Genomic DNA, 24,884 nt, shown 5'->3' with positions numbered 1-24,884 from the left:
GAGAAAGACGACCATGTCCGAACGCCACCCCATCATCTCGATCACCGGATCGTCGGGTGCCGGCACCACCTCGGTGACGCGCACCTTCGCCAACATCTTCCGCCGCGAGAACATCAAGGCCGCGATCATCGAAGGCGACAGCTTCCACCGCTACGACCGCAACGAGATGCGGCTCAAGATGCTGGAAGCCGAGAAAGTCGGCAACAAGCACTTCAGCCACTTCGGCCCCGAGAACAACCTCTTCAGCGACCTCGAGCAGCTGTTCCGCAGCTACGGCGAGACCGGCACCGGCCGCAGCCGCAAGTACCTGCACGACCCGGTCGAGGCCGCGCCCTACGGCCAGGAGCCCGGCACCTTCACGCCCTGGGAGCAGATCGAGCCCGGCACCGACCTGATGTTCTACGAAGGCCTGCACGGCGCCGTCGTGACGCCCGAGGTCGACATCGCGCGCTACCCCGACCTGCTGATCGGCGTCGTCCCGGTGATCAACCTGGAGTGGATCCAGAAGCTCTACCGCGACAAGAACGTGCGCGGCTATTCCACCGAGGCGGTGACCGACACCATCCTGCGCCGCATGCCGGACTACGTGCACTACATCGTCCCGCAGTTCACGCACACCCACGTGAACTTCCAGCGTGTGCCGGTCGTCGACACCTCCAACCCCTTCGTCGCACGCGACATCCCGCAGCCCGACGAGAGCCTGTGCGTGATCCGCTTCGCCAACCCGAAGGGCATCGACTTCCCCTACCTGCTGAACATGATCAACGATTCGTGGATGTCGCGTGCGAACACCATCGTCGTGCCCGGCGGCAAGATGGAGCTGGCGATGCAGCTGATCTTCACGCCGTTCATCTGGCGCATGATGGAACGGCGCCGCCGCGCGCTGGGGGCCCTGTGATGACGGCGCCCACCACCACCCGCCTGGCCGACGCGCTGCGTGTGCTGGCCGTCGACGCCGTCGAGGCCGCCAAGAGCGGCCACCCCGGCGCGCCGATGGGCATGGCCGAGATGGCCACCGTGCTGTGGACACGCCACCTGCGCCACGACCCGGCGGCGCCGCACTGGGCCGACCGCGACCGCTTCGTGCTCAGCAACGGCCACGCGTCGATGCTGATCTACGGCCTGCTGCACCTCACGGGCTACGAGCTGCCGCTGGACGAGCTCAAGCGCTTCCGCCAACTGCACAGCAAGACTGCCGGCCACCCCGAGGTCGGCATCACGCCGGGCGTCGAGACGACGACCGGGCCGCTGGGCCAGGGCCTGGCCAACGCCGTCGGCATGGCGCTGGCCGAGAAGCTGCTGGCCGCCGAATTCAACCGCCCCGGCCACACGCTCGTCGACCACCGCACCTGGGTCTTCCACGGCGACGGCTGCCTGATGGAAGGCATCAGCCACGAAGCCTGCTCGCTGGCCGGCACGCTGCGCCTGTCCAAGCTGGTCGCGCTGTACGACGACAACGGCATCTCGATCGACGGCCACGTCGACGGCTGGTTCACCGACGACACGCCGGCGCGTTTCCGCGCCTACGGCTGGCACGTCATCGGCCCGATCGACGGCCACGATGCCGCCGCGCTCGACGCCGCGATGGCCGAGGCGCGTGCCCAGGGCGACGCCGCCGACGGCAAGCCGACGCTGATCGTCTGCAAGACGACGATCGGCAAGGGTTCGCCGAACAAGGCCGGCGGCCACGACGTGCACGGCGCGCCGCTGGGCGCCGCCGAGGTCGCGGCGATGCGCCAGGCGCTGGACTGGCCCTGGGGCCCGTTCGAGATCCCCGACGAGCTGCGTGCCGCCTGGGACCAGCGTGAACGCGGTGCCGCCGCGCACGCCGACTGGAACCAGCGCCTGGCCGCCTACCGTGCCGAGTACCCGGCCGAGGCCGCCGAGTTCGAGCGCCGCATGGCCGGCGTGCTGCCCGAGGGTTACGCCGAACGTGCCGCCGAAGCGGTCGCGAAGCTCGCCGCCTCGGCCGGCACCGTCGCCACGCGCAAGGCCAGCCAGCTCGCGCTGGACGCGCTGGCGCCGCTGCTGCCCGAGATCTTCGGCGGCTCGGCCGACCTGACCGGCTCCAACCTGACCAACTTCAAGGGCTGCGTCGTCGCCGGCCGCGACCGCGCCGGCAACCACCTCAGCTGGGGCGTGCGCGAGTTCGGCATGGCCGCCGCGCTCAACGGCATGGCGCTGCACGGCGCCTTCATCCCCTACGGCGGCACCTTCCTGACCTTCAGCGACTACAGCCGCAACGCGGTGCGCATGGCCGCGTTGATGAAGCAGCGTGTGATCCACGTCTTCACGCACGACTCGATCGGCCTGGGCGAAGACGGCCCGACGCACCAGAGCGTCGAGCACGTGCCGTCGCTGCGCCTGATCCCGAACCTGGACGTCTGGCGCCCGGCCGACACCGCCGAGACCGCCGTCGCCTGGGCCACCGCGCTGGAGCGCCGCGACGGCCCGACGGCGCTGGCGCTGTCGCGCCAGAACCTGCCGCCGCTGGCCGATGCCAGCCGCCTGGACGACATCGCGCGCGGCGGCTACGTGCTGGCCGACGCCGAAGGCGCGCGCGCGGTGATCATCGGCACCGGCTCCGAGCTGCACCTGGCCTTGCAGGCGCAGGCGGCGCTGGCGGCCGAGGGCATCCCGGTGCGTGTGGTCTCGATGCCGAGCACGAGCGTCTTCGACCGCCAGGACGCGGCCTACGTCGACGCCGTGCTGCCGCCGGAGCTGCCGACGGTCGCCGTCGAAGCCGCGCACCCGGACTTCTGGCGCAAGTACGTCGGCCGCCGCGGTGCGGTCGTCGGCATCGCCACGTTCGGCGAGTCGGCGCCGGCACCGGCGCTGTACCAACACTTCGGCATCACCGCCGAGCGTGTCGCCGAGGCCGTGCGCGGCCTCCTCGGCTGACCCTCCTCGCGAAGGAGAGCACGATGCTGCGCGCCCTGCTGATCGACCTCGACGGCACCCTCGTCGACACCGCGCCCGAGCTGGCGCTGGCGCTCAACGCCACGCTGCGCGCCTGGCAGCGCGAGCCGGTGGACGACGAGACGGTGCGCGGCTGGATCGGCGACGGCGCGCGGGCTCTCGTGCAGAAGGCCTTCGGCGGCCCGGTGCCGGAGGCTGTCTGGCAGCACTTCTCGCAGGTCTACGGCGAGGTCTGCGGCCAGCACAGCACGCTGTTCCCCGGCGCTCGCGAGCTGCTGCAGCGCCTGGCCGACGACGGCGTGCGGCTGGCGGTGCTGACCAACAAGGAGCAGGTCTTCGCGCACCGCCTGCTGGCGCGCCACGACATCGCCGATCTGGTCGAGCTGCTCGTCGCCGGCGACTCGCTGCCGGTGCGCAAGCCCGACCCGGCGGTCGCCGGCCACGCGCTGGCGGCGCTGGACGTCGGCCCCGAGGAGGCCGCGCTGCTCGGCGACTCGGTCACCGACGTGCGCACCGCCCGCGCCGCCGGGTTGCGCGCCTGGATCGTGCGCCACGGCTACCCGGCCGGCGAGTTCGCCGGTGACGACCGTCCCGACGCCTTCGTCGGCTCGCTGGCCGAGTTCGATCCGCGTTCGCTTCACGGCGGCGAGGCCCGGCGCCCGATCCACTGATCCGTCCGGCGCCGGCCGCGGCGCCGTTTCCATTGCCCGACAACGTCACGGCCGTCCGTGACGCAGGAGTTGCCATGCCCCTCATCGCGCTGCGCCCGCTGCTCGACCATGCCGCCGAACACGACTACGGCGTGCCGGCCTTCAACGTCAACAACATGGAGCAGATCCAGGCGATCCTGCAGGCCGCCCAGGCCTGCGACGCGCCGGTGATCCTGCAGGCGAGCGCCGGAGCGCGCAAATACGCCGGCGAACCCTTTCTGCGCAAGCTGGTCGAGGCCGCCGTCGAGCAGTACCCGGCGACGCCGATCTGCCTGCACCAGGACCACGGCGCCTCGCCGGCGGTCTGCGTGCAGGCCATCCGCTCGGGCTTCACCAGCGTGATGATGGACGGCTCGCTGCGCGAGGACCAGAAGACGCCGGCCTCCTACGACTACAACGTCGAGGTCACGTGCCGCGTCGTCGAGATCGCGCGTGCGGTCGGCGTCAGCGTCGAAGGCGAGCTCGGCTGCCTGGGTTCGCTGGAGACCGGCACCGCCGGCGAGGAAGACGGCGTCGGCGCCGAAGGCACGCTCGACCACGCCCAGCTGCTGACCGACCCCGAGCAGGCCGCCGACTTCGTCGCGCGCACCGGCGTCGACGCGCTGGCGATCGCCATCGGCACCAGCCACGGCGCCTACAAGTTCACCCGCCAGCCCACCGGCGACATCCTGGCCATCGACCGCATCGCCGCGATCCACGCGAAGATCCCGAACACCCATCTCGTGATGCACGGCAGCTCCAGCGTGCCGCAGGAGTGGCTGCAGATCATCCGCCAGCACGGCGGCAGCATCCGCGAGACCTACGGCGTGCCGGTCGAAGAAATCGTGCGCGGCATTCGCCATGGTGTGCGCAAGATCAACATCGACACCGACATCCGCCTCGCGATGACCGGGGCCATGAGAAAAGTCATGGCGGAAAAGCCGGAAGAGTTCGATCCTCGAGCGTTTTTGAAGGCTGCAACCGCGGCCGCGCGCGACATCTGCCGGGACCGCTTCGAGGCCTTCGGCTGCGCCGGGCAGGCCTCCCGGTTGGGTCGTGGGCGCGGCTGACGCGACTTGAGGAACCGACCATGACCTTGAAGGCCCTGCTCTGGGACGTCGACGGCACGCTGGCCGAAACCGAGGACCAGGGGCACCGGGTTGCCTTCAACCTGGCGTTCAAGGAAGCCGGCCTGCGCTGGCGCTGGGACAGCGAGCTCTACGGCGACCTGCTGAAGGTCACCGGCGGCAAGGAGCGGCTGATGGCCTGGCTGCAGCGCGTGGACCCGACGGCCGCCGCCGCGCCCGACGCGCCGGCGCGCATGGCCCGGCTGCACGAGCGCAAGACCGCGATCTACGTCGACCTGCTGACCCGCCGCGCGGTGGGCTTTCGCCCCGGCGTGGCGCGCCTGCTCGACGACGCCCAGGCCGCCGGCCTGCGCCAGGCGATCGCCACGACGACGACGCCGGCCAACGTCACCCAGCTGATCGACGTCACGCTGGGCGGCCGCGGGCACCGGCTGTTCGAGGTCGTCGGCGCCGGCGACGCGGTGCCGAAGAAGAAGCCGGCGCCGGACATCTACCGCTGGGTGCTGGAGCGCATGCGCCTGGCGCCGCACGAGTGCCTGGCGATCGAGGACTCGCGCATGGGCGTCGAGGCCGCGGTGGCCGCCGGCGTGCCGGTGCTGCTGGTGCGCAGCCGCTACACCGGCACGGCGACGATTCCCGGCACCGTCGGCGACCTGCCCAGCCTCGAAGGCGTGCGCCTGCAGCAGCTGCGCGACTGGCACGCCCAGGCCGTGCAGGGTAGCGCCGCGGCGGCCTGACGAGCGCGCGGCCGGACGTCGGCCGCGGCAAGCCCGTCGGCCGGGCCGTTCAGGCCCGCGCGAGCAGCATCAGCCCGGCGAGCGCGACACCGCCGGACAGCGTGCGCCAGACCACGGCCGGCAGCGCCAGCAGCCGCGGCGCGGCCGCCAGGCCTGCCGCGTGCAGCATCGCGGTGGCGGCCAGGAAACCCAGCGCGTAGCCGGCAAAACCACCGGCGTCGGGCAGTTCGGCGCCGTGCGCCAGGCCGTGCAGCGAGCCGGCAACGGCCACCAGCGCCAGCCCGGCGGCCGCCGGCAGGCGCCGCGCGAAGGCCAGCATCAGGCCCAGCACGGCGACGCTCGCCGCGATCGCCGGCTCGACCAGCGCATGGCCCCAGCCCGCGGCACCGGCCACGGCGCCGGCCAGCAGTGCCAGCATGAACAGCGCCGGGCCGGCCAGGCGGCGCCTGCCGGTCAACGCGGCGGCCGACCACAGGCCGACGGCGACCATCGCCAGCAGGTGGTCCAGCCCCAGCGGATGCACCAGGCCGGCGAACAGGCTGGTCGTGCCGTGGCCGGTGTGGGCCATGGCCGGGGCGGCGGCCATGGCGGCGACGGCGGCCAGGAGGGTGGGCGTGCGCTTCATCGAATGTCCTTCTGGAATCGGTTCGGCCCTGACCGGGCCTTGACGGGGAATGCTGTCTCGGTCGCCTCTGCCGGGGGCTGCGCTGTGCAGTCGCGGCGGGGGCGGTCGTGCGCCGTCAGCGTAAGCAAGATTTCGACCGTGGGTCTTGCGCCGGGGGGCGTGTGCCTCGGCCGGCCACCGCATCGCGGATGTTCAGCGCGCGGGGCCCAGGCGCGCGATCTGCGCATCGTGCAGGCGTGACAGCGACAGCAGCGCGGTGATGGCGCCGATCAGCGCCATGAACATGTCCGACTGCGTGTCCCACGGGTCGCCCTGGGTGCCGAGGAAGGCGTCGGCGTCCTGGCCGATGGCCAGTGCGACGCCCCATTCGATCAGCTCGTAGCTGGCGCTGATCGCCAGCACGATGCAGACGACGAGAAAGGCCAGCATGCGCCGGCCGCGCACGAAGCCGCCGCGCAGCAGGATCTCGCGTGCCGCGACGGCCGGCACGAAACCCTGCATGAAGTGGCCGATCTTGTCGTACGGGTTGCGCGACAGCTGCAGCCAGTCCTGGAGCTGGAAGCCCAGCGGCACCCGCGCGTAGGTGTAGGCGCCGCCGAGCATCAGCACCGCGCAGTGCACGAAGACCAGCGTGTAGAGCAGCGTCGTCAGCGGATGGCGCCGGTAGGTGGCGGCCAGCAGCGGCAGCACGATCATCACCGGCACCGTCTCCAGCACCCAGGTCTCGCGTTCGTAGGGCTGCCAGCCCGACCAGGCGAGCAGGGCGATCAGCACGAGGGCGGCGACGGCGAGGGCGGGGGTGCGGCGGTCGGGCATGGCCGCCGACTCTAGCGGCTCGCCGGGGCTGCGGGCATGTGCCCTGGCGTGCGACACCCGGCCGGGCTCAGTGCGCCAGCGCGGCGGCGCGGTTGCTCGCCCGCGTCTCGAGCTGCGGCACCTGGCTGAACTTGCCCTTCATCGCCTGGCGCATCGCCTGCAGTACCGCGTCACGGCTGCGCTGGCCGGCGCCGTCCTTCGTCGCCTTCACGAAGTGGTAGGTGAAGGCGCCGTTGTAGCGGCCGTCGAAGTACGCGTCGGCACTGGTCTGGTTGGCCTTGCAGCCGGTCCACAGCACGTGGTGTTCTCCGGGCTGCTCGGCGTCGCGGCCGAGCACGAAGCCGGTGGCGGCGCGCTGGCGCAGCGTGCCCTGGCGGCTGGGCGGCGCGACGAAACGCGGCCGCGGCGCGTGCAGCGAGAACTCGGCGCCGCGCAGCCCGGTGCCGCTGTGACAGGTGTCGAGGAAGACCTCCAGCTCGACGGCCGGCGGCAGCATGGCGAACAGGTCGTGCAGCTCGTCGTCGGTGATGATGTGCGCCGGGTCCCAGTCTCCGTCCTTCTCGGCCACGTCGTAGGGCACGAACGCCTCGTCGACGCCGTCGGGCTCGTCGCCGCTGGTGTCGGCGATCTGGGTGCCGTGCGAGGACCACGAGAAGACGATGCGGTCGAGCTTGCCGGCCCGTGCCTGGTCGGCCATCTTGTGCAGCCGGGCGAGGATCGCCGCCTTCGTCGCCTGCTTGTCCAGCAGCAGCGTGACCTCGCGCGGGCGCCAGCCCAGCGTGCCGGTCAGCAGCGCCGCCATGTCGCGGGCGTCGTTGACGCAGCCGTTGAGCTGGAATTGTGGGTAGCGCCGGAACTGGTTGATGCCGACGCACAGCGCGCGCTGGGCCATGGATCCCTCCATCGTTCACACCGAAAGAAGGGCAGGCTAGCGAGCGGCCACACGCGCGGCCCATCCCTAGCGGCGACAATAACGGGCTGACCCGAGGTTTCCGCCCATGAACCGTCTCCCGCTCGTTTCCCTGTCGAAGCCCATCGCCGCGATGGCTTTCGTCATCGTGCTGTCCAACGTGCTCGTGCAGTACCCGATCGGCGACTGGCTGACCTGGGGCGCGTTCAGCTATCCGCTGGTGTTCCTGGTCTGCGACCTGACCAACCGCGCGGTCGGCGTCACCGAGGCGCGTCGCGTGGCCTGGATCGGCTTCGCGATCGCGGTCGCGGTGTCGGCGGTGCTGGCGCCGTGGCGCATCGCCGTGGCCTCGGGCTGCGCCTTCATCTTCTCGCAGCTGATGGACATCGCGGTGTTCAACCGCTGGCGCCAGCAGAGCTGGTGGAAGGCGCCGCTGATCGGCTCGGTCGTCGCCTCGGTCGTCGACACCTCGGTGTTCTTCTTCCTCGCCTTCGCCGGCACCGACGTGCCCTGGATGCAGCTCGCCGCCGGCGACCTCGGCGTCAAGTGGCTGATGGCCGCGCTGCTGCTCGCGCCGTACCGCGCGATGCTGCCGCGCCTGCAAGCCTGGGTGCCGGTGCGCTGACCCTGCCGGCACGACGCCGGCCGACGAGCCGATGAACAAGGCCTTCACGAAGGAAACCGACGCCGCCGACGACGGCGACGACGATCTCCCCGGCCTGCCGCCGCTGCCGGCCGGCACGCGCAACTACATGACGCCGCAGGGCTGGCGCATGCTGCGCGAGGAGCTGATGACGCTGCTCGACGTCGAGCGGCCGAAGATCGTCGAGACCGTCTCCTGGGCCGCCAAGAACGGCGACCGCAGCGAGAACGGCGACTACCTCTACGGCAAGAAGCGGCTGCGCGAGATCGACCGCCGCATCCGCTTCCTGACCAAGCGCCTGGACATCGCCGAGGTCGCCGACCCGTCGGCGCACCACGGCAGCGACCAGGTCTTCTTCGGCGCCACCGTCACCTACGCCAATGCCAAGGGCGAGGAGCGCACGATCACGATCAAGGGCATCGACGAGGCCGACAACCTGAAGGGCGAGGTCAGCTGGGTGGCGCCGATCGCCCGCGCGCTCTTGAAGTCGCGCGAAGGCGACGAGGTGCAGCTGATGACGCCGGGCGGCCTGGAGACGATCGAGGTCGTCGAGGTGCGTTACCCGGCGCCGCCGGGTGCGACGCCTCAGGCCTGACCGGGCTTGTCGCGCCAGACGCGCAGCACCGCCGGCGCGCGGCGCAGCGTGCGCAGCACCTCGGCGAGGTGCACGCGGTCGCGCACGCTGACCAGCAGGCGCAGCTCGGTGGTCTCGGCGGCCGGCTCCTGGTCCATGTCGAGGTGGGTGATGTCGGCTTCGGCCGCGGCCACCGCCGAGGCGATCTGCGCCAGCACGCCCTTGCCGTTGTGGACCAGCGCGACGACGGTCGTCGGGAAGGCCCGGGTCGGCTCCTCGGCCCACTCGACGCGCATCCAGCGTTCGCTGTCGCGCTCGAACAGCCGGCGGCCGACCTGGCACTCGCTGGTGTGCACGACCAGGCCTTCGCCGCGGCCCAGGTAGCCGGCGATCTGGTCGCCGGGGATCGGGCGGCAGCAGTGCGCCATCTGCACCGACGCGCCTTCGCTGCCGTCGACGAAGACCACGCCCTGCGTCGGCGAGCTGTCGTCGCTGGCGTAGCGGCCCATCGTCAGCATCACCGCGTCGGGGCGGATGCCGCGTTCGGCCAGCAGCCCGGCCAGGCGCTTGGCGACGATGGTCGCGATCTTCTTGCCCAGGCCGATGTCGTTGAGCAGCTCGTCGCGGCTGCGGTTGCCGCTCCAGCGCGTCAGCTGCTGCCAGATGGCGGCCGCGTCGGCATCGGCCGGGTCCGAAGACGGTGCCTGCAGGCCTTCGGCGCGCAGCGCCTGGCCGAGCAGCTTCTCGCCCAGCGCCTGCGACTCCTCGGACTCCAGGTTCTTCAGGTAGTGGCGGATCTTCGAGCGTGCACGCCCGGTGCGCACCATGTGCAGCCAGCCCGGGCTGGGGCGCGCGCCCGGCGCGGTGATGACCTCGACGACGTCGCCGCTGCGCAGTTCGGTGTGCAGCGCCACCGGCTCGCCGTTGACCTTGGCGGCGACGACGTGGTCGCCGACGTCGGAGTGGATCGCGTAGGCGAAGTCCACCGGCGTCGCGCCGCGCGGCAGCGCCAGGATCTTGCTGCGCGGCGTGAAGACGTAGACCGCGTCGGGGTAGAGGTCGATCTTGACGTGCTCGAGGAACTCCGCCGAGTCGCGCGTCTCGTCCTGGATGTCGATCAGGCTCTGCAGCCACAGCGCGCCCAGGCGCTGCGCCTCCTGCGAGTCGCCCTTGCCGCTGGTCTTGTAGATCCAGTGCGCGGCGATGCCGCGTTCGGCCACGGCGTGCATCTCGTCGGTGCGCACCTGGAACTCGACCGCCGTGCCCAGCGGGCTGACCAGCGTCGTGTGCAGCGACTGGTAGCCGTTGGCCTTGGGGATCGCGATGTAGTCCTTGAAGCGCCCCGGCACCGGCTTGTACAGCTGGTGCAGCACGCCGATCGCCAGATAACACTCGGGCAGCGTCGCGACGACGATGCGAAAGCCGAAGATGTCGTTGACCTGGGCGAAGCCGGCGTGCTTCTCGCGCATCTTGCGGTAGATCGAGAACACCGTCTTCTCGCGCCCGGTGACCTCGACCTTCATCTTCTGCGCGCCGAAGGCCCGTTCGACGTCGCGCTGCACACGCTCGACGATGTCGCGGCGGTAGCCGCGTGCACGCTTGATCGCCTTGGCCAGCGCGCCGTGGCGCCAGGGGTGCAGGTACTGGAAGGACAGCTCCTGCAGCTCGCGGTAGGTCTGGTTCAGGCCCAGGCGGTGGGCGATCGGGGCGTAGATCTCCAGCGTCTCGCGGGCGATGCGCGAACGTTTGTTCGCCGCCATCGACTCCATCGTGCGCATGTTGTGCAGACGGTCGGCGAGCTTGACGAGGATGACGCGCACGTCGCGCGCCATCGCCAGCAGCATCTTGCGGAAGGACTCGGCCTGGCTCTCCTCGCGCGTGCTGAACTGCAGCTTGTCGAGCTTGGTGAGGCCGTCGACGAGGTCGGCCGTCGGGGCGCCGAAACGCTCGATCAGCTCGGTCTTCGTGACGCCCTGGTCCTCGATCGTGTCGTGCAGCAGTGCGGCCATCACGGCCTGCACGTCCAGACGCCAGTCGGCGCACAGCCCGGCGACGGCCAGCGGATGCGTGATGTAGGGCAGGCCGCTGGCGCGGAACTGGCCCAGGTGGGCCTCGTCGGCGAACTTGTAGGCCTCGCGGACGAGCTTGATGTCGCCCTTGGACAGGTAGCCGAGCTTCTCGGTCAGGCCCGCGAACGAGGCCGCCTCGGCGGGTGTCTGCTCGGGCGGTTCGGACGCGCGCGAACGCCCCTGCAGCGCGGCAGGCAGCAGCTCGGCAGCCAGAGAGCGGATCCCCATGCTGCGTAATCTAGCGTGGAATGTCGGGCACGGACGGCGAGGGGCCGCAAACGACGACGGGCGCCTCGAGGGCGCCCGTCAGGGATGGCCGGTGGCGGTCAGACCGGAACCTTGCGCAGCATCTCCAGGCCGACTTCGCCGGCGGCGATCTCGCGCAGCGCGGTCACGCCGGGCTTGTTCTTGGTCTCGATCTTCGGGGCGTGGCCCTGGCTCAGCATGCGCGCGCGGTACGTCGCCGCCAGCACCAGCTGGAAGCGGTTCGGGATCTTGTGCAGGCAGTCTTCGACGGTGATGCGGGCCATGTGCGGAGCTTTCCGTGGAGAGAGAGGGGTTCGATCAGAGCAGGTCGAGTGCGGCGAAGACCTGGGAACGGTTGCGGCACTGCGTCACGTACTTGAGGCGCTGCGAGTGCACGACCGTCTTGAGGTCGAAGAGCGCCGTCTCGAACAACTGGTTGATTATAACGAAGTCGAAGTGGCGGGCCTGGGCCACCTCCTCGCGCGCGTTCTGCATGCGCACCTCGATGACCTCGGCGCCGTCCTCGCCGCGGCGCAGCAGGCGCTGGCGCAGCTCGTCCCAGCTCGGCGGCAGGATGAAGATCAGCACCGCGTAGGCGAAGAGCTTCTTGATCTGCAGCGCGCCCTGGTAGTCGATCTCGAGCACGACGTCCTCGCCGCGCATCAGCCGCTCCTCGATCGCCTTGCGCGAGGTGCCGTAGAGGTTGCCGTGGACCTGCGCCCACTCGAAGAAGTCGCCGCGCTCGATCATCGAGCGGAACTCGGGTTCGTCGACGAACCAGTACTCGCGCCCGTTCTGCTCCTGGCCGCGCGGCTTGCGCGTGGTGTGCGAGATCGACACCGACAGGTGCGAGTCGAGCTCGAGCAGGGCCTTGACGAGGCTGGATTTGCCGGCGCCACTGGGCGCGGCGACGACGAAGAGATTGCCGGGCGTTTCCATCGCCGGATTCTACCGGCGGCGCCCGGCGCGGCCCGCCGCGGCGCTCAGCGCAGCCGCAGCTCGCGCATCTTGCGGTACAGCGTGTTGCGGCTGATGCCCAGCCGGCGCGCGGCCTCCGACAGGTTGCCGGCGCAGGTCTCGATCACCTGGCGCACGGTGCGCTCGGACTGCGAGCGCAGGTCGACCGCGTCGGCCACCGGCGCCGGCGCGGCCGGGCGCTGGCGCAGGTCCTCCGCGAGGTCGTCGCTCAGGTGGCCCCAGCCGATCTCGTCCTCGTGTTCGTCGAGCAGCGCGCAGGCGGTGGCCAGCGCGTTGTGCAGCTGGCGCAGGTTGCCCGGCCAGCGGTGGCGCGCGAAGGCTTGCGCGACCTCGGGTGCCAGCCGCACGTCGCGTGCCGGCAGCAGTTCGCGCAGCATGCCGGCCACCAGCGCCGCCTGATCGCCGCGCTGGCGCAGCGGCGGCAACTGCAGCGCCAGGCCGTTGAGGCGGTAGTACAGGTCCTCGCGGAAGCGGCCGGCGTCGATCGCCTCGCGCAGGTTGCGGTGGGTGGCGCAGATCAGGCGGAAGTCCACCGCCTGCGGCCGCCCGCCGCCCAGCGGCACGACCTCGCGCTCCTGCAGCACGCGCAGCAGCCGCGTCTGCAGCGCCGCCGGCATGTCGCCGATCTCGTCGAGGAACAGCGTGCCGCCGTGGGCCTCGCGGATGCGCCCGGGGGCGCCGTCGCGCGCCGCGCCGGTGAAGGCGCCGGGGCGGTAGCCGAAGAGCTCGGCCTCGATCAGCGTCTCGGGCAGCGCGGCGCAGTTGACGGCGACGAAGGGCGCGTCGCGGCGTGCGCTGCTGCGGTGCACGGCGCGTGCGAACAGCTCCTTGCCGACGCCCGACTCGCCTTGCAGCAGCAGCGAGATCGGCTTGTCGAGCACACGCCGGGCGCGGCCGATCGCGGCCTGCATCGCGTGGTCGCCGGTGTCCAGCCGCGCCAGCGCGTCGGCCACCGCCGGCGCCGCCGGGGCGACCGGCCGCACGCCCAGGCTGCGGCCGCCTTCGACCCGCAGCCACAGCACGCTGCCGTCGTCGCGACGCACGGCATGCGCGGCGCTGCCGCGGCTCCAGGCGGCCAGCGTGGCGATGTCCAGCGGCAGCACACGTTCCAGCGTCAGCGCGCCGACCGATCCCGGCGTCAGCCCCAGCATCGCCATCGCGACGCCGTTGGCGCCGACGATCCAGCCGTCCTCGGACACGGCGAGCAGCCCTTCGGTGACCGTGCCCAGGCCCTCGGGCTGGGCGTGCAGCCGCAGGCGCAGGCCGGCGGCGTGGCGGGTGTCGAACAGGCGGTGCTCGATGATGCGCGCCGCCGAGCGCACCAGCGCCAGCGTGTGGCGGTGGTAGCCGCGGTGGTCGCCGGAGATGTCGAGCACGCCCAGCAGCCGGCCGGCCGGATCGGCGATCGGCGCTGCGGTGCAGGTCAGGAAGGCGTTGCGCTCCAGGTAGTGCTCGCTGCCGTGCACGACGACCGGCGCGCCTTCGGCGATCGCCGTGCCGACGGCGTTGGTGCCGCGCCATTGTTCGTGCCAGCTCGCGCCCGGGCGCAGCGCGACACGCTGGGCGCGGTCGACGAAGCCGGCGTCACCCAGGGCATGCAGCAGCATGCCCTGGGCGTCGGCGAGGATGACCATGCTGTCGGTGTCGCGCGTCTGGTCGAACAGGAACTCCATCACCGGACGCGCGTGGGCGACGAACTCGTGCTGCCGGTCCAGCGCACGCGCCAGCTGCGCCGACGACGCGTGCGGCGCGCCGGCGAAACGCCCGCTGGGCGCCAGGCCGAAGTCGCGGCTGCGGCGCCAGCTGCGTGTCAGCGCGGGCTCGAAGGCGTCGTCGGCGAGCTCGCCGGTGTCGAAGAAGCGGCGCCGCGCTTCGCGCAGCCGGGCCGGCGGCGTGCGCGCGGCGAGCAGGGAACTGGGCATCGTCTCGTCTCCAGCGCGAGCCTCTGGCGGGCTCTCGTGTCGGGGCCGGCCCAGCCTAGCGCAAGCCTTCGCCGCCGCGATGCGGATCGACCCGGAGGCCGGCACGGACTGTCACGAGACGGGACAGCTGTCCCGCCACGATGCGCGGCCGACGCCGGTTTTGACGCGAAACACGCCGTGTTTTGCCGAAAGCCGGCGGTTCCGGCGCCGAACGCGGCTGGCACGCCCTCTGCTGTTGCGGCCCCCGCGCGATCCGGTGCAAGGCTTCGTACCGGACGACGCCCCAAGACCCCAAGGAGACAACAGATGCTTTACGCACTGCCCAACACGCCGGGCGCCAAGGTCCAGTTCAAGGCCCAGTACGACAACTTCATCGGCGGCAAGTTCGTGCCGCCGGTCGAGGGCCAGTACTTCGACGTCGTGACGCCGATCACCGGCAAGCCCTACACGCGCGCCGCGCGTTCGGGCGCCGCCGACATCGAGCGTGCGCTCGACGCCGCGCACGCCGCAGCCGACGCCTGGGGCCGCACGCCGGCGGCCGACCGCTCGAACATCCTGCTGAGGATCGCCGACCGCATCGAGCAGAACCTCGAGCTGCTGGCCTATGCCGAGACGGTGGACAACGGCAAGCCGATGCGCGAGACGCTGGCCGCCGACGTGCCGCTGGCCGTCGACCACTTCCGCTACTTCGCCGGCTGCCTGCGCTCGCAGGAAGGCGCGATCAGCGAGATCGACGAGCACACCATCGCCTACCACTTCCACGAGCCGCTGGGCGTCGTCGGCCAAATCATCCCGTGGAACTTCCCGCTGCTGATGGCGGCCTGGAAGCTGGCGCCGGCGCTGGGCGCGGGCAACTGCGTGGTGCTGAAGCCCGCCGAGTCGACGCCGGTCAGCATCATGGTCTTCGCCGAGCTGATCGCCGACCTGCTGCCGCCGGGCGTTCTGAACATCGTCAACGGCTTCGGCCGCGAAGCCGGCATGCCGCTGGCGTCGAGCAAGCGCATCGCCAAGATCGCCTTCACCGGCAGCACCGCCACCGGCCGCGTCATCGCCCAGGCGGCGGCCGGCAACCTGATCCCGGCGACGCTGGAGCTCGGCGGCAAGAGCCCGAACATCTTCTTCGAGGACGTGGCCGCCGCCGACGACGAGTTCTTCAACAAGGCGATCGAAGGCCTGGTGCTGTTCGCGTTCAACCAGGGCGAGGTCTGCACCTGCCCGTCGCGTGCGCTGATCCACGAGAAGATCTACGACAAGTTCATGGCGCGGGCGCTGGAGCGCGTGAAGCAGATCAAGCAGGGCAGCCCGCTGGACACCGAGACGATGATGGGCGCGCAGGCCTCGGCGATGCAGATGGACAAGATCCTCGGCTACCTCGAGATCGGCCGCCAGGAAGGCGCCGAGTGCCTGATCGGCGGCGGCCGGGCCGACCTCGGCGGCGAACTGTCGGGCGGCTACTACATCCAGCCGACGCTGTTCAAGGGCCACAACGGCATGCGCGTGTTCCGCGAGGAGATCTTCGGCCCGGTGCTGGCGGTGACGACCTTCAAGACCGAGCAGGAGGCGCTGGACATCGCCAACGACACGCCTTATGGCCTGGGCGCCGGCGTCTGGAGCCGCGACGGCACCGCCGCCTACCGCGCCGGCCGCGCGATCAAGGCCGGCCGCGTCTGGACCAACTGCTACCACGCCTACCCGGCGCACGCGACCTTCGGCGGCTACAAGGAGTCGGGCATCGGGCGCGAGACGCACAAGATGATGCTCGACCACTACCAGCAGACGAAGAACCTGCTGGTGAGCTACTCGCCGCACGCGCTGGGCTTCTTCTGACGCGACGGCTGCGGCTGCGGGGGTCAGGTCTCGAGAGACCTGACCCCAAGGTCCCTGACCCCAAGGTCCCCGCGCTGGGCTTCTTCTGACGCGACGGCCGCGGCTGCGGGGGTCAGGTCTCGAGAGACCTGACCCCAAGGTCCGACGCGACTGCTGCGGCTGCGTGCGGCTGCGGGGGTCATGCGGCTGCGGGGGTCAGGTCTTGAGAGACCTGACCCCAAGGTACCCAAGGCCCTCAGACAGGCCGGCCGCGCGCTTTATTGCGCGGCCTTTTCGTGCTGTTCAGCGCAGTTCGAGCCGCAGCTGGACGGCGCGTGCACCCGCCACCTGCGGCGCGCCGAGCTGCGCCGAGCCGGCGCCGCGGCCGAGCAGGTAGCTGCGCACGGCGGCGGCCCGCTGCGCCGCCAGCGCCGTGTCGCCGCCGGCGTCACCCGGAGCGGCGAGCGCGAGCGTCATCTGCGGCTGGCGGCGCAGCGACTCGGCCAGCTTGTCGAGCACCGCCGCCAGCGGCGGCTTGACGCTGCGTTTGCCGGCGTCGAACGAGAACGCCAGCGGCACCTCCACCGCGACCGGCCCGCTGCCTTTCTGGGTGATGACGACCGGCGTGCCGTCGAACCAGCTCTGCAGCCACTGGCGCTCGACGACCAGCGCCGGTGTCGGCGGCATCGACGGCAGGCTGCGGCCGCGGGGCGGCTCGGGTGTCGGCGGCGTCGTCTGGCAGCCGGTGACGGCGAACACCGTGGCCAGCGCGGCGGCGGCAGCGAGGCCGCGGCGGTGCGACGGCGGGCAGGGCTGGCGTGGCGTCATGCGGCAATTGTTCCGTGTGTCGTGCGCGGGTCCGTGTCCAGGCGTTCGATGCCCTTGCCGCGGCGCCGTGATCGCGCGGCGCGACTGCCGCCGCAGGGCCGTGCGGCGCGCGCTGGCGGCCGCCGGCCCGACTACACTCGCTCCCGCTCCGGGGTGCACGTATGGCGTGCTGAGATGGCGGACCTGACCGCCGGAACCGCGAACTTGATCTGGTTAGCACCAGCGTAAGAAGAGCTGCAGCGCCGAGGCGCGTGCGTCCGTCCCTTCAGGGCGGGCGTGCGCGCCGTTCAGTCGGCGCCGATGGCGGGGCATTCATCCAACCGATACGGAGATTGCCCGATGAACGCCCCCGGCGACCTGCAGCAGCGGCTGTCCCTGAGCCGCGAACCCTTCCCCCAGTCCCGCAAGGTTTACGTGCCCGGCGCCTCGCCGGCGGTGCGCGTGCCGATGCGCGAGATCACGCTGAGCAACGGCGAGAGCGTCACGCTCTACGACACCTCGGGCCCCTACACCGACCCGGCGGTGGCGCTCGACGTGCGCCGCGGCCTGCCTTCGGTGCGCGGCGCCTGGCTGGACGAACGTGCCGACACCGTGGCCTACGACGGCCGCCCGCCCGCTGCGCAGGACGACGGTGGCCGCCACGGCGACGCCGCCGATGCCCGCCTGGACGAGCTGCGCCGCGAGGCGGCCGCCTTGCAGCGGCGGCCGCGCCGCGCCGCGGCCGGGGCCAGCGTGACGCAGATGCACTACGCGCGCCGCGGCATCGTCACGCCGGAGATGGAGTACGTCGCGCTGCGCGAGAACGGCCGCCGCGAGTGGATGCGCGAGTACCTCGGCGACGCCGCGCGCGAAGCCCGGTTGCGCGGCAACCCGCGGGGCGCCTGCATCCCCGAGACGATCACGCCCGAGTTCGTGCGCGACGAGGTGGCGCGCGGCCGCGCGGTGATCCCGGCCAATGTCAACCACCCCGAGCTCGAGCCGATGATCATCGGCCGCAACTTCCGCGTGAAGGTCAACGCCAACATCGGCAACTCGCCGGTGACGTCCTCGATCGAGGAGGAGGTCGAGAAGCTGGTCTGGGCGATCCGCTGGGGCGCCGACACGGTGATGGACCTGTCGACCGGCCGCCACATCCACACCACGCGCGACTGGATCGTGCGCAACTCGCCGGTGCCGGTGGGCACGGTGCCGATCTACCAGGCGCTGGAGAAGGTGGGCGGCGTCGCCGAGGACCTGAGCTGGCCGCTGCTGCGCGACACGCTGATCGAGCAGGCGGAGCAGGGCGTCGACTACTTCACCTTGCACGCCGGGCTGCGCCTGCCCTTCGTGCCGCTGACTGCCGGGCGGCGCACCGGCATCGTCTCGCGCGGCGGCTCGATCCTCGCCAAGTGGTGCGTCGCCCATCACCAGGAGAACTTCCTCTACACGCACTTCGAGGAGATCTGCGAAATCATGAAGGCCTACGACGTGGCCTTCTCGCTCGGCGACGGCCTGCGCCCGGGCTCGGCGGCCGACGCCAACGACGAGGCCCAGTTCGCCGAGCTGCGCACGCTGGGCGAGCTGACGCAGGTCGCCTGGCGGCACGAGGTGCAGACGATGATCGAAGGCCCGGGCCACGTGCCGATGCACCTGGTGCAGGCCAACATGGACGAGCAGCTGCGCCACTGCCACGAGGCGCCGTTCTACACGCTGGGGCCGCTGACGGTGGACATCGCGCCGGGCTACGACCACATCGCCAGCGCGATCGGCGCGGCGATGATCGGCTGGATGGGCACCGCGATGCTCTGCTACGTGACGCCCAAGGAGCACCTGGGCCTGCCCGACCGCGACGACGTGCGCCAGGGCATCGTCGCCTACCGCATCGCCGCGCACGCCGCCGACATCGCCAAGGGCCACCCCGGCGCACGCGCGCACGACGACGCGATGAGCAAGGCGCGCTTCGAGTTCCGCTGGCGCGACCAGTTCGCGCTCGGCCTGGACCCGCAGACCGCCGAGGCCTTCCACGACGAGACGCTGCCCAAGGACTCGTCCAAGGAGGCGCACTTCTGCTCGATGTGCGGGCCGCGCTTCTGCAGCATGAAGATCACGCGCGAGCTGCGCGAGTACGCGCAGGCCCGGGGCATCGGCGAAGACGAGGCGGTGCAGCGCGGCCTGGCCGACAAGAGCACCGAGTTCAGGGCCGCCGGCGGCGGGTTCTACGTGCCGCTGGCAACACGTCGCGACGGGCCGCTTCCCGGTGATCCGGCCTGAGTAAAGTGGTCGGACCAATTGGCGGCAGAGTGATGTCGAATCCGGCGATTCACCCCGTGGTTACCGGTCGGGTACAGGAATACCCTGAGTCATCCGCTCGGGAAAATCCGCAGAATCCGCTCCGCTTCACACTGCCTTTCGTCAACTGGTCGGACCAATCCGGGCTCGATCTCGGTCGAAGGCGTGGTCGTGAAGTGTTGAAGTCAGCCTCGAAGAGCCAGCCGGCGTGACGGTCGCGAGACCCGTGCTGCGAGCCTCCTGGCGGCCCCGGCGCCCTGGTGGCGGGGCCGCCAGCGGCGACTGAAACCGCTCCGGGCCGCTCGCGGTCCTTTCCCGTTACCCCTGACCGCACGTCACACGGCCATGCAACCCATCTGGCAACAGAACTACGACCCCGCCGGCAACGTCTGGGTCTCGGCGCTCGTCGCGCTGATCCCGATCATCTTCTTCTTCCTCGCGCTGACGAAGCTGCGCCTGAAGGGCTACCAGGCCGGCACGATCACCGTCGGGCTGGCGCTCGGTGTCGCGCTGCTGTTCTACGACATGCCGGTCAGCGCCGCGCTGGCGTCGGCGGTCTACGGCTTCTTCTACGGGCTGTGGCCGATCGCCTGGATCATCGTGGCCGCGGTCTTCCTCTACAAGATCTCGGTGAAGACGGGGCACTTCGACGTCATCCGCTCGTCGATCCTGTCGGTGACGCCCGACCAGCGGCTGCAGCTGATCCTGGTGGGCTTCTGCTTCGGCGCCTTCCTCGAAGGCGCGGCGGGCTTCGGCGCGCCGGTGGCGATCACCGCGGCGCTGCTGGTCGGCCTGGGCTTCAAGCCGCTGTACGCCGCCGGCCTGTGCCTGATCGCCAACACCGCGCCGGTGGCTTTCGGCGCGATGGGCATCCCGATCATCGTCGCCGGCCAGGTGTCGGGCGTCGACGCCTTCGCGATCGGCCAGATGGCCGGCCGCCAGCTGCCGTTCATGACGATGATCGTGCTGTTCTGGCTGATGGCCATCATGGACGGCTGGCGCGGTGTCAAGGAGACCTGGCCGGCGGTGCTGGTCGGCGGCGGCTCGTTCGCCGTCGTGCAGTTCCTGACCGCCAACTACGTCGGCCCCGAGCTGCCGGACATCACCTCGGCGATCGTCTCGATGGTCGCGCTGACGGCCTTCCTGAAGGTCTGGCAGCCCAAGCGCATCTTCCGCTTCGAGCAGGACGACGCCGCCGGCCAGCCGGCCGCGGCGCCCAAGGCCGCGCAAACGCTGTCGCTGGGCAAGGTGATGATGGCCTGGTCGCCGTTCATCATCCTCACCGCGATGGTGACGGTGTGGAGCGTCAAGCCGTTCAAGGCGCTGTTCGCCGCCGGCGGGCCGCTGGCCTCCACCGTCATCAGCCTGCCGGTGCCGCTGCTGGACAAGCTGGTCGAGAAGATGCCGCCGGTGGTGACCGCGGCCACCCCGTACGGCGCGGTCTACAACTTCAACTGGCTGTCGGCCACCGGCACCGCGATCCTGCTGGCCGCGCTGCTGACCATCCTGTTCTCGCGCCTGTCGCCGGCCAAGGCCGCGGCCACGCTGGGCGAGACGCTGAAGGAGCTGGCGACGCCGATCTACTCGATCGGCATGGTGCTGGCGTTCGCTTTCATCGCCAACTACTCGGGCCTGTCGGCGACGCTGGCGCTGGCGCTGGCGCACACCGGCAGCGCGTTCACGTTCTTCTCGCCCTTCCTGGGCTGGATCGGCGTCTTCCTGACCGGCTCGGACACCTCGGCCAACGCCCTGTTCGCGGCGCTGCAGGCGACCACCGCGCAGCAGCTGGGCCTGCCCGAGGTGCTGACGGTGGCGGCCAACACCACCGGCGGCGTCACCGGCAAGATGATCTCGCCGCAGTCGATCGCCATCGCCTGCGCCGCCGTCGGCCTGGCCGGGCGCGAGTCGGACCTGTTCCGCTTCACCGTCAAGCACAGCCTGGTGTTCGCCGCGATCATCGGCGCGATGACGACGGTCCAGGCCTACCTGCTGCCGTGGATGATTCCGGGTCACTGAACTCCCGGACACCCCGATGCGACTGGTCGATCACGTCGTCGAGAAGCTGCTGGCGCTGGTGCAGGCGCGAGGCCTGCAACCCGGCCAGCGCCTGCCGGCCGAACGTGCGCTGGCCGCCGAGCTGGGGGTCTCGCGCAGCTCGCTGCGCGAGGCGATCCAGAAGCTCGTCAGCCAGGGCGTGCTGGCGGCGCGCCAGGGCGACGGCACCTACCTGCAGTCCACGGCCCAGGCCGAGTGGCTGCAGGAGGCCGTGGCGCCGCTGGTGAACCTGCTCGACACCGACCCCGGCTACCGCTTCGACGTCATCGAGACGCGCCACGCGCTGGAGACGGCCACCGCCGAGCTCGCGGCGCAGCGTGCCACCACCGCCGACAAGGACCGCATCCGCCGGGCCTTCGACGTGATGATCGAGCACCAGCAGAGCGGCCACGCCGAGCAGGCCGCGCGCTCCGACGCCCAGTTCCACCTCGCCATCGCCGAGGCCTCGCACAACCTGGTCTTGAAGCAGGTGATGCACGGCCTGTTCACCGTCGTGCTGTCGACGGTGACGCGCAACCGCGAGGACATGTTCCGCTTCAGCGCGCCCGAGACGCTGCGCCGGCTGACCGCCGAACACCAGGCGGTGATGCAGGCCATCGTCGACGGCGACGCGCCGCGTGCGCGCGCCAGCATGGTCGACCACCTCGAGCACGTGCGCCAGACGATCCAGCGCGAAGCCGAGGACCACGCCCGCCGCGAGCGGCTGCTGCGCCTGCCGCCCGACGCGGCGCCGCCGCTGCTGCCGCCCCACGATCTTCACTTGCCATGATCATTTCCTCCACCGCGGACTACCGCGAAGCCGCCCGCCGGCGGCTGCCGCCCTTCCTGTTCCACTACATCGACGGCGGCGCCTACGCCGAGCAGACGCTGCGCCGCAACGTCGACGACCTCGCCGGCGTCGCGCTGCGCCAGCGGGTGCTCAAGGACATGAGCCAGCTGGACACCAGCATCGAGCTCTTCGGCGAGAAGCTCTCCATCCCCGTGACGCTGGCCCCGGTCGGCCTCACCGGCATGTACGCGCGCCGCGGCGAGGTGCAGGCGGCCCGCGCCGCCGAAGCCCAGGGCATCCCGTTCACGATGTCCAGCGTCTCGGTCTGCGCGATCGAGGAGGTGGCGCCGAAGATCCAGCGCCCGATGTGGTTCCAGCTCTACGTGCTGAAGGACCGCGGCTTCATGCGCAACGCGCTCGAGCGCGCCCAGGCCGCCGGCTGCTCGGCGCTGGTGTTCACCGTCGACATGCCGGTGCCCGGCGCACGCTACCGCGACATGCACTCGGGCATGAGCGGGCCGAACGCGCCGCTGCGCCGCTACTGGCAGGGCCTGACGCACCCGCGCTGGGCCTGGGACGTGGGCCTGATGGGCAAGCCGCACGACCTGGGCAACATCTCCACCTACCGCGGCCAGCAGGTCGGGCTGCAGGACTACATGGGCTACCTGGGCGCCAACTTCGACCCGTCGATCTCGTGGAAGGACCTGGAGTGGATCCGCGAGTTCTGGCGCGGGCCGATGCTGATCAAGGGCATCCTCGACCCCGAGGACGCCAAGGACGCGGTGCGTTTCGGCGCCGACGGCATCATCGTCTCCAACCACGGCGGGCGGCAGCTCGACGGCGTGCTGTCCTCGGCGCGTGCGCTGCCGGCGATCGCCGACGCGGTGAAGGGCCAGATCAAGATCGTCGCCGACTCGGGCGTGCGCAACGGCCTGGACGTGGTGCGCATGCTGGCGCTGGGCGCCGACGCGACGATGATCGGCCGCGCCTACATCTACGCCCTGGCCGCCGCCGGCGAAGCCGGCGTGCGCCACCTGCTGGCGCTGATGGAAAAAGAGATGCGCGTGGCGATGACGCTGACCAGCGTCGCGCGTGTCGCCGACATCGGCCCCGACCTGCTGGTGCGCGAATGAGCTCCCGCGAAGCCCTGCTGGCGCAGCTGCGCGCCGCCGTCGGCGCGCCGCACGTGCTGACCGACGACCAGGCCACGCGCCGCTTCCGCAAAGGCCACCGCACCGGCGAAGGCCCGGTGCTGGCCGTCGTGCGGCCCGGCAGCCTGCTGGAGCTGTGGCGTGTGCTGCAGGCCGCGGTGGCGGCCGGCCGCATCGTCATCATGCAGGCCGCCAACACCGGCCTCACCGGCGGCTCGACGCCCGACGGCGCCGGCTACGACCGCGAGATCGTGCTCGTCAACACGATGCGCATCGCCGGCGTGCAGGTCATCGCCGGCGGCGAGCAGGTCGTCTGCCTGCCCGGCGCGACGCTGGACCAGCTCGAGCGCCAGCTGGCGCCGCTGGGCCGCGAGCCGCATTCGGTGATCGGCTCGTCGTGCATCGGCGCGTCGGTGCTGGGCGGCATCTGCAACAACTCCGGCGGCGCGCTGGTGCGCCGCGGCCCGGCCTACACCGAGCTGGCGCTGTACGCGCGCGTGGCCGACGACGGCCGCGTCGAGCTCGTCAACCACCTGGGCATCGCGCTCGGCGACACGCCCGAAGAGATCCTGACGCGGCTGGAGCGTGGCGAATACGGCGAGGCCGACATCGCCCGCGACAGCGGCCGTGCTGCGTCGGACCCGCGTTATGCCGAGCACGTGCGCGCCGTCGACGCCGACACGCCGGCACGTTTCAACGCCGACCCGTCGCGGCTGTTCGAGGCCTCGGGTTCGGCCGGCAAGCTGTGCCTGTTCGCGGTGCGGCTGGACACCTTCCCGAAGGAGGCCAGCACCGTCTTCTACGTCGGCACCAACGAGCCCGACGAGTTGACCTCCGTGCGCCGCCACCTGCTGACCGCGCTGCCGCGGCTGCCGATCGCCGGCGAATACATCCACCGCACGGCCTTCGACATCGGCGAGCGTTACGGCAAGGACACCTTCCTGCTGATCGACCGCTTCGGCACCGCGCGCGTGCCCAAGGCCTTCGCGCTGAAGAGCCGCATCGACGGCTTCTTCGAGCGCTTCGGGCTGCGCGGCGTGACCGACCGTGTCGTGCAGGCGATCACCGACCGCATGCCCAGCCATCTGCCGGCCCGCATGCGCGAGTGGCGCGACCGCTACGAGCATCACCTGCTGATCCGCGTGTCCAACGACCAGGCCGAGGCGACGCGCGAGTACCTGGCGCGCCAGTTCGAGGCCAGCGCCACCGGCGGCTGGTTCGAGTGCGACGCCGAGGAAGGGCGCAAGGCCTTCCTGCACCGCTTCGCGATCGCCGGTGCGGCGATCCGCTACCGCGAGGCGCACCGTGGCCGCGTCGGCGACATCGTCGCGCTGGATGTCGCGCTGCGCCGCAACGACCGCGCCTGGGTGGAGCAACTGCCCGACGAGCTGGAGCGCGACATCGTGCACAAGCTCTACTACGGCCACTTCTTCTGCCACGTCTTCCACCAGGACTACATCGTCAAGCCGGGCGTCGACCCGGTGGCGATGGAGCACCGCATGTGGGAGCTGCTGGACGCGCGCCGCGCCGAGTACCCCGCCGAGCACAACGTCGGCCACCTCTACGTCGCAAAGCCGGCGCTGGTGGACCACTACCGCCGGCTGGACCCGACCAACACCTTCAACCCCGGCATCGGCCACACGCCGCGCGGGCGCGGCTGGCAGGAGTGCTGCGACCGGCCGGCGCCGGTGTGGCCGAAGGCTTATTCGGAGGCGGTGGAGTAGGGCGCTCCGCCCCCGGGCACGCCGAATGCCTGGGTGGCGGGCGCATGCGATCCCCCCGCCCACCTCA

General features: G+C 71.3%; 21 protein-coding genes and 1 riboswitch. Of the genes, 13 read left to right on the top strand and 8 right to left on the bottom strand.

Annotated elements, in window-relative coordinates:
- Positions 1 to 13 precede the first annotated feature (13 nt).
- The 5 genes from RBXJA2T_RS18420 (at position 14) to RBXJA2T_RS18400 (ending at position 5,433) form a co-directional block, all read left to right on the top strand.
- The gene (locus RBXJA2T_RS18420) at positions 14 to 898 is read left to right on the top strand and encodes a phosphoribulokinase (protein ID WP_009858941.1); all 885 of its coding nucleotides are present in this window, start codon (positions 14 to 16) and stop codon (positions 896 to 898) included.
- Entirely contained in the window at positions 898 to 2,901 is a 2,004-nt protein-coding gene (tkt, locus tag RBXJA2T_RS18415; RefSeq protein ID WP_009858940.1) for a transketolase, read from the top strand. Before RBXJA2T_RS18420 ends, tkt begins: the two co-directional genes overlap by 1 nt.
- Before the next feature lie 23 nt (positions 2,902 to 2,924).
- Positions 2,925 to 3,590, top strand: a complete 666-nt coding sequence (locus RBXJA2T_RS18410) for an HAD-IA family hydrolase (protein ID WP_009858939.1) — start codon at positions 2,925 to 2,927, stop codon at positions 3,588 to 3,590.
- A 74-nt stretch (positions 3,591 to 3,664) separates the two neighbouring features.
- Positions 3,665 to 4,678 (top strand): class II fructose-bisphosphate aldolase, encoded by a 1,014-nt coding sequence (gene fba / locus RBXJA2T_RS18405; RefSeq protein ID WP_009858938.1) that lies wholly within the window; start codon positions 3,665 to 3,667, stop codon positions 4,676 to 4,678.
- Positions 4,679 to 4,698: 20 nt separating this feature from the next.
- Positions 4,699 to 5,433 (top strand): HAD-IA family hydrolase, encoded by a 735-nt coding sequence (locus RBXJA2T_RS18400; protein WP_009858937.1) that lies wholly within the window; start codon positions 4,699 to 4,701, stop codon positions 5,431 to 5,433.
- A 49-nt stretch (positions 5,434 to 5,482) separates the two neighbouring features.
- On the opposite strand, the gene RBXJA2T_RS18395 is transcribed toward RBXJA2T_RS18400, so the two are convergent.
- The 3 genes from RBXJA2T_RS18395 to RBXJA2T_RS18385 all read right to left on the bottom strand — a co-directional run bounded on the left by RBXJA2T_RS18395 (position 5,483) and on the right by RBXJA2T_RS18385 (position 7,766).
- Entirely contained in the window at positions 5,483 to 6,058 is a 576-nt protein-coding gene (locus RBXJA2T_RS18395) for a HupE/UreJ family protein (protein ID WP_009858936.1), read from the bottom strand.
- Between the two features lie 192 nt (positions 6,059 to 6,250).
- On the bottom strand, positions 6,251 to 6,874 hold the full coding sequence (locus RBXJA2T_RS18390; RefSeq protein ID WP_009858935.1) for a DUF2238 domain-containing protein: 624 nt from the start codon (positions 6,872 to 6,874) through the stop codon (positions 6,251 to 6,253).
- A 67-nt stretch (positions 6,875 to 6,941) separates the two neighbouring features.
- Positions 6,942 to 7,766: a caspase family protein gene (locus RBXJA2T_RS18385; protein ID WP_009858934.1), complete on the bottom strand. Its 825-nt coding sequence runs from the start codon at positions 7,764 to 7,766 to the stop codon at positions 6,942 to 6,944.
- A 106-nt stretch (positions 7,767 to 7,872) separates the two neighbouring features.
- On the opposite strand from RBXJA2T_RS18385, the gene RBXJA2T_RS18380 reads away from it, so the two are divergent.
- Complete coding sequence (locus RBXJA2T_RS18380) at positions 7,873 to 8,409, top strand: VUT family protein (RefSeq protein WP_009858933.1); 537 nt, start codon at positions 7,873 to 7,875, stop codon at positions 8,407 to 8,409.
- A gap of 31 nt (positions 8,410 to 8,440) precedes the next feature.
- On the top strand, positions 8,441 to 9,022 hold the full coding sequence (greB, locus tag RBXJA2T_RS18375; protein WP_009858932.1) for a transcription elongation factor GreB: 582 nt from the start codon (positions 8,441 to 8,443) through the stop codon (positions 9,020 to 9,022).
- Here greB and RBXJA2T_RS18370 read toward each other — a convergent pair.
- The 4 genes from RBXJA2T_RS18370 to RBXJA2T_RS18355 all read right to left on the bottom strand — a co-directional run bounded on the left by RBXJA2T_RS18370 (position 9,013) and on the right by RBXJA2T_RS18355 (position 14,216).
- Positions 9,013 to 11,298, bottom strand: coding sequence for a RelA/SpoT family protein (locus RBXJA2T_RS18370; RefSeq protein ID WP_009858931.1), 2,286 nt, complete (start codon positions 11,296 to 11,298; stop codon positions 9,013 to 9,015). The two genes, greB and RBXJA2T_RS18370, sit on opposite strands and share 10 nt — an antisense overlap.
- 98 nt (positions 11,299 to 11,396) lie before the next feature.
- Complete coding sequence (rpoZ, locus tag RBXJA2T_RS18365; RefSeq protein ID WP_009858930.1) at positions 11,397 to 11,600, bottom strand: DNA-directed RNA polymerase subunit omega; 204 nt, start codon at positions 11,598 to 11,600, stop codon at positions 11,397 to 11,399.
- Positions 11,601 to 11,634: 34 nt separating this feature from the next.
- Entirely contained in the window at positions 11,635 to 12,255 is a 621-nt protein-coding gene (gmk, locus tag RBXJA2T_RS18360; RefSeq protein ID WP_009858929.1) for a guanylate kinase, read from the bottom strand.
- Positions 12,256 to 12,299: 44 nt separating this feature from the next.
- Complete coding sequence (locus tag RBXJA2T_RS18355) at positions 12,300 to 14,216, bottom strand: sigma-54-dependent Fis family transcriptional regulator (protein WP_009858928.1); 1,917 nt, start codon at positions 14,214 to 14,216, stop codon at positions 12,300 to 12,302.
- A 306-nt stretch (positions 14,217 to 14,522) separates the two neighbouring features.
- On the opposite strand from RBXJA2T_RS18355, the gene exaC reads away from it, so the two are divergent.
- Positions 14,523 to 16,043 carry an acetaldehyde dehydrogenase ExaC gene (gene exaC / locus RBXJA2T_RS18350; RefSeq protein WP_009858927.1) on the top strand — a complete coding sequence of 507 codons (1,521 nt, stop codon included), beginning with the start codon at positions 14,523 to 14,525 and terminating at the stop codon, positions 16,041 to 16,043.
- Between the two features lie 282 nt (positions 16,044 to 16,325).
- Here the strand turns inward: exaC and RBXJA2T_RS18345 are convergent, their stop codons facing one another.
- Positions 16,326 to 16,850 (bottom strand): hypothetical protein, encoded by a 525-nt coding sequence (locus RBXJA2T_RS18345; RefSeq protein WP_009858926.1) that lies wholly within the window; start codon positions 16,848 to 16,850, stop codon positions 16,326 to 16,328.
- A 139-nt stretch (positions 16,851 to 16,989) separates the two neighbouring features.
- A riboswitch (TPP riboswitch) is annotated at positions 16,990 to 17,098 on the top strand.
- Positions 17,099 to 17,189: 91 nt separating this feature from the next.
- Between RBXJA2T_RS18345 and thiC the strand changes: the two genes are divergently transcribed.
- The 5 genes from thiC (at position 17,190) to dld (ending at position 24,817) form a co-directional block, all read left to right on the top strand.
- Positions 17,190 to 19,100, top strand: coding sequence for a phosphomethylpyrimidine synthase ThiC (thiC, locus tag RBXJA2T_RS18340; RefSeq protein ID WP_009858925.1), 1,911 nt, complete (start codon positions 17,190 to 17,192; stop codon positions 19,098 to 19,100).
- Positions 19,101 to 19,463: 363 nt separating this feature from the next.
- The gene (lldP, locus tag RBXJA2T_RS18335; protein WP_009858924.1) at positions 19,464 to 21,134 is read left to right on the top strand and encodes an L-lactate permease; all 1,671 of its coding nucleotides are present in this window, start codon (positions 19,464 to 19,466) and stop codon (positions 21,132 to 21,134) included.
- Between the two features lie 16 nt (positions 21,135 to 21,150).
- Positions 21,151 to 21,942, top strand: a complete 792-nt coding sequence (lldR, locus tag RBXJA2T_RS18330; RefSeq protein WP_009858923.1) for a transcriptional regulator LldR — start codon at positions 21,151 to 21,153, stop codon at positions 21,940 to 21,942.
- Positions 21,939 to 23,075, top strand: a complete 1,137-nt coding sequence (lldD, locus tag RBXJA2T_RS18325) for an FMN-dependent L-lactate dehydrogenase LldD (RefSeq protein WP_009858922.1) — start codon at positions 21,939 to 21,941, stop codon at positions 23,073 to 23,075. Before lldR ends, lldD begins: the two co-directional genes overlap by 4 nt.
- Positions 23,072 to 24,817, top strand: a complete 1,746-nt coding sequence (gene dld, locus RBXJA2T_RS18320) for a D-lactate dehydrogenase (RefSeq protein WP_009858921.1) — start codon at positions 23,072 to 23,074, stop codon at positions 24,815 to 24,817. The genes lldD and dld overlap by 4 nt, the downstream gene beginning before the upstream one ends.
- The last annotated feature ends 67 nt before the right edge of the window (positions 24,818 to 24,884 follow it).

Source organism: Rubrivivax benzoatilyticus JA2 = ATCC BAA-35, from assembly GCF_000190375.1.
GTDB classification, from domain to species: Bacteria; Pseudomonadota; Gammaproteobacteria; order Burkholderiales; family Burkholderiaceae_C; genus Rubrivivax; species Rubrivivax benzoatilyticus.
Note: the sequence above shows the minus strand (reverse complement) of the source record. Positions and strands in the feature narration are given on the sequence as shown.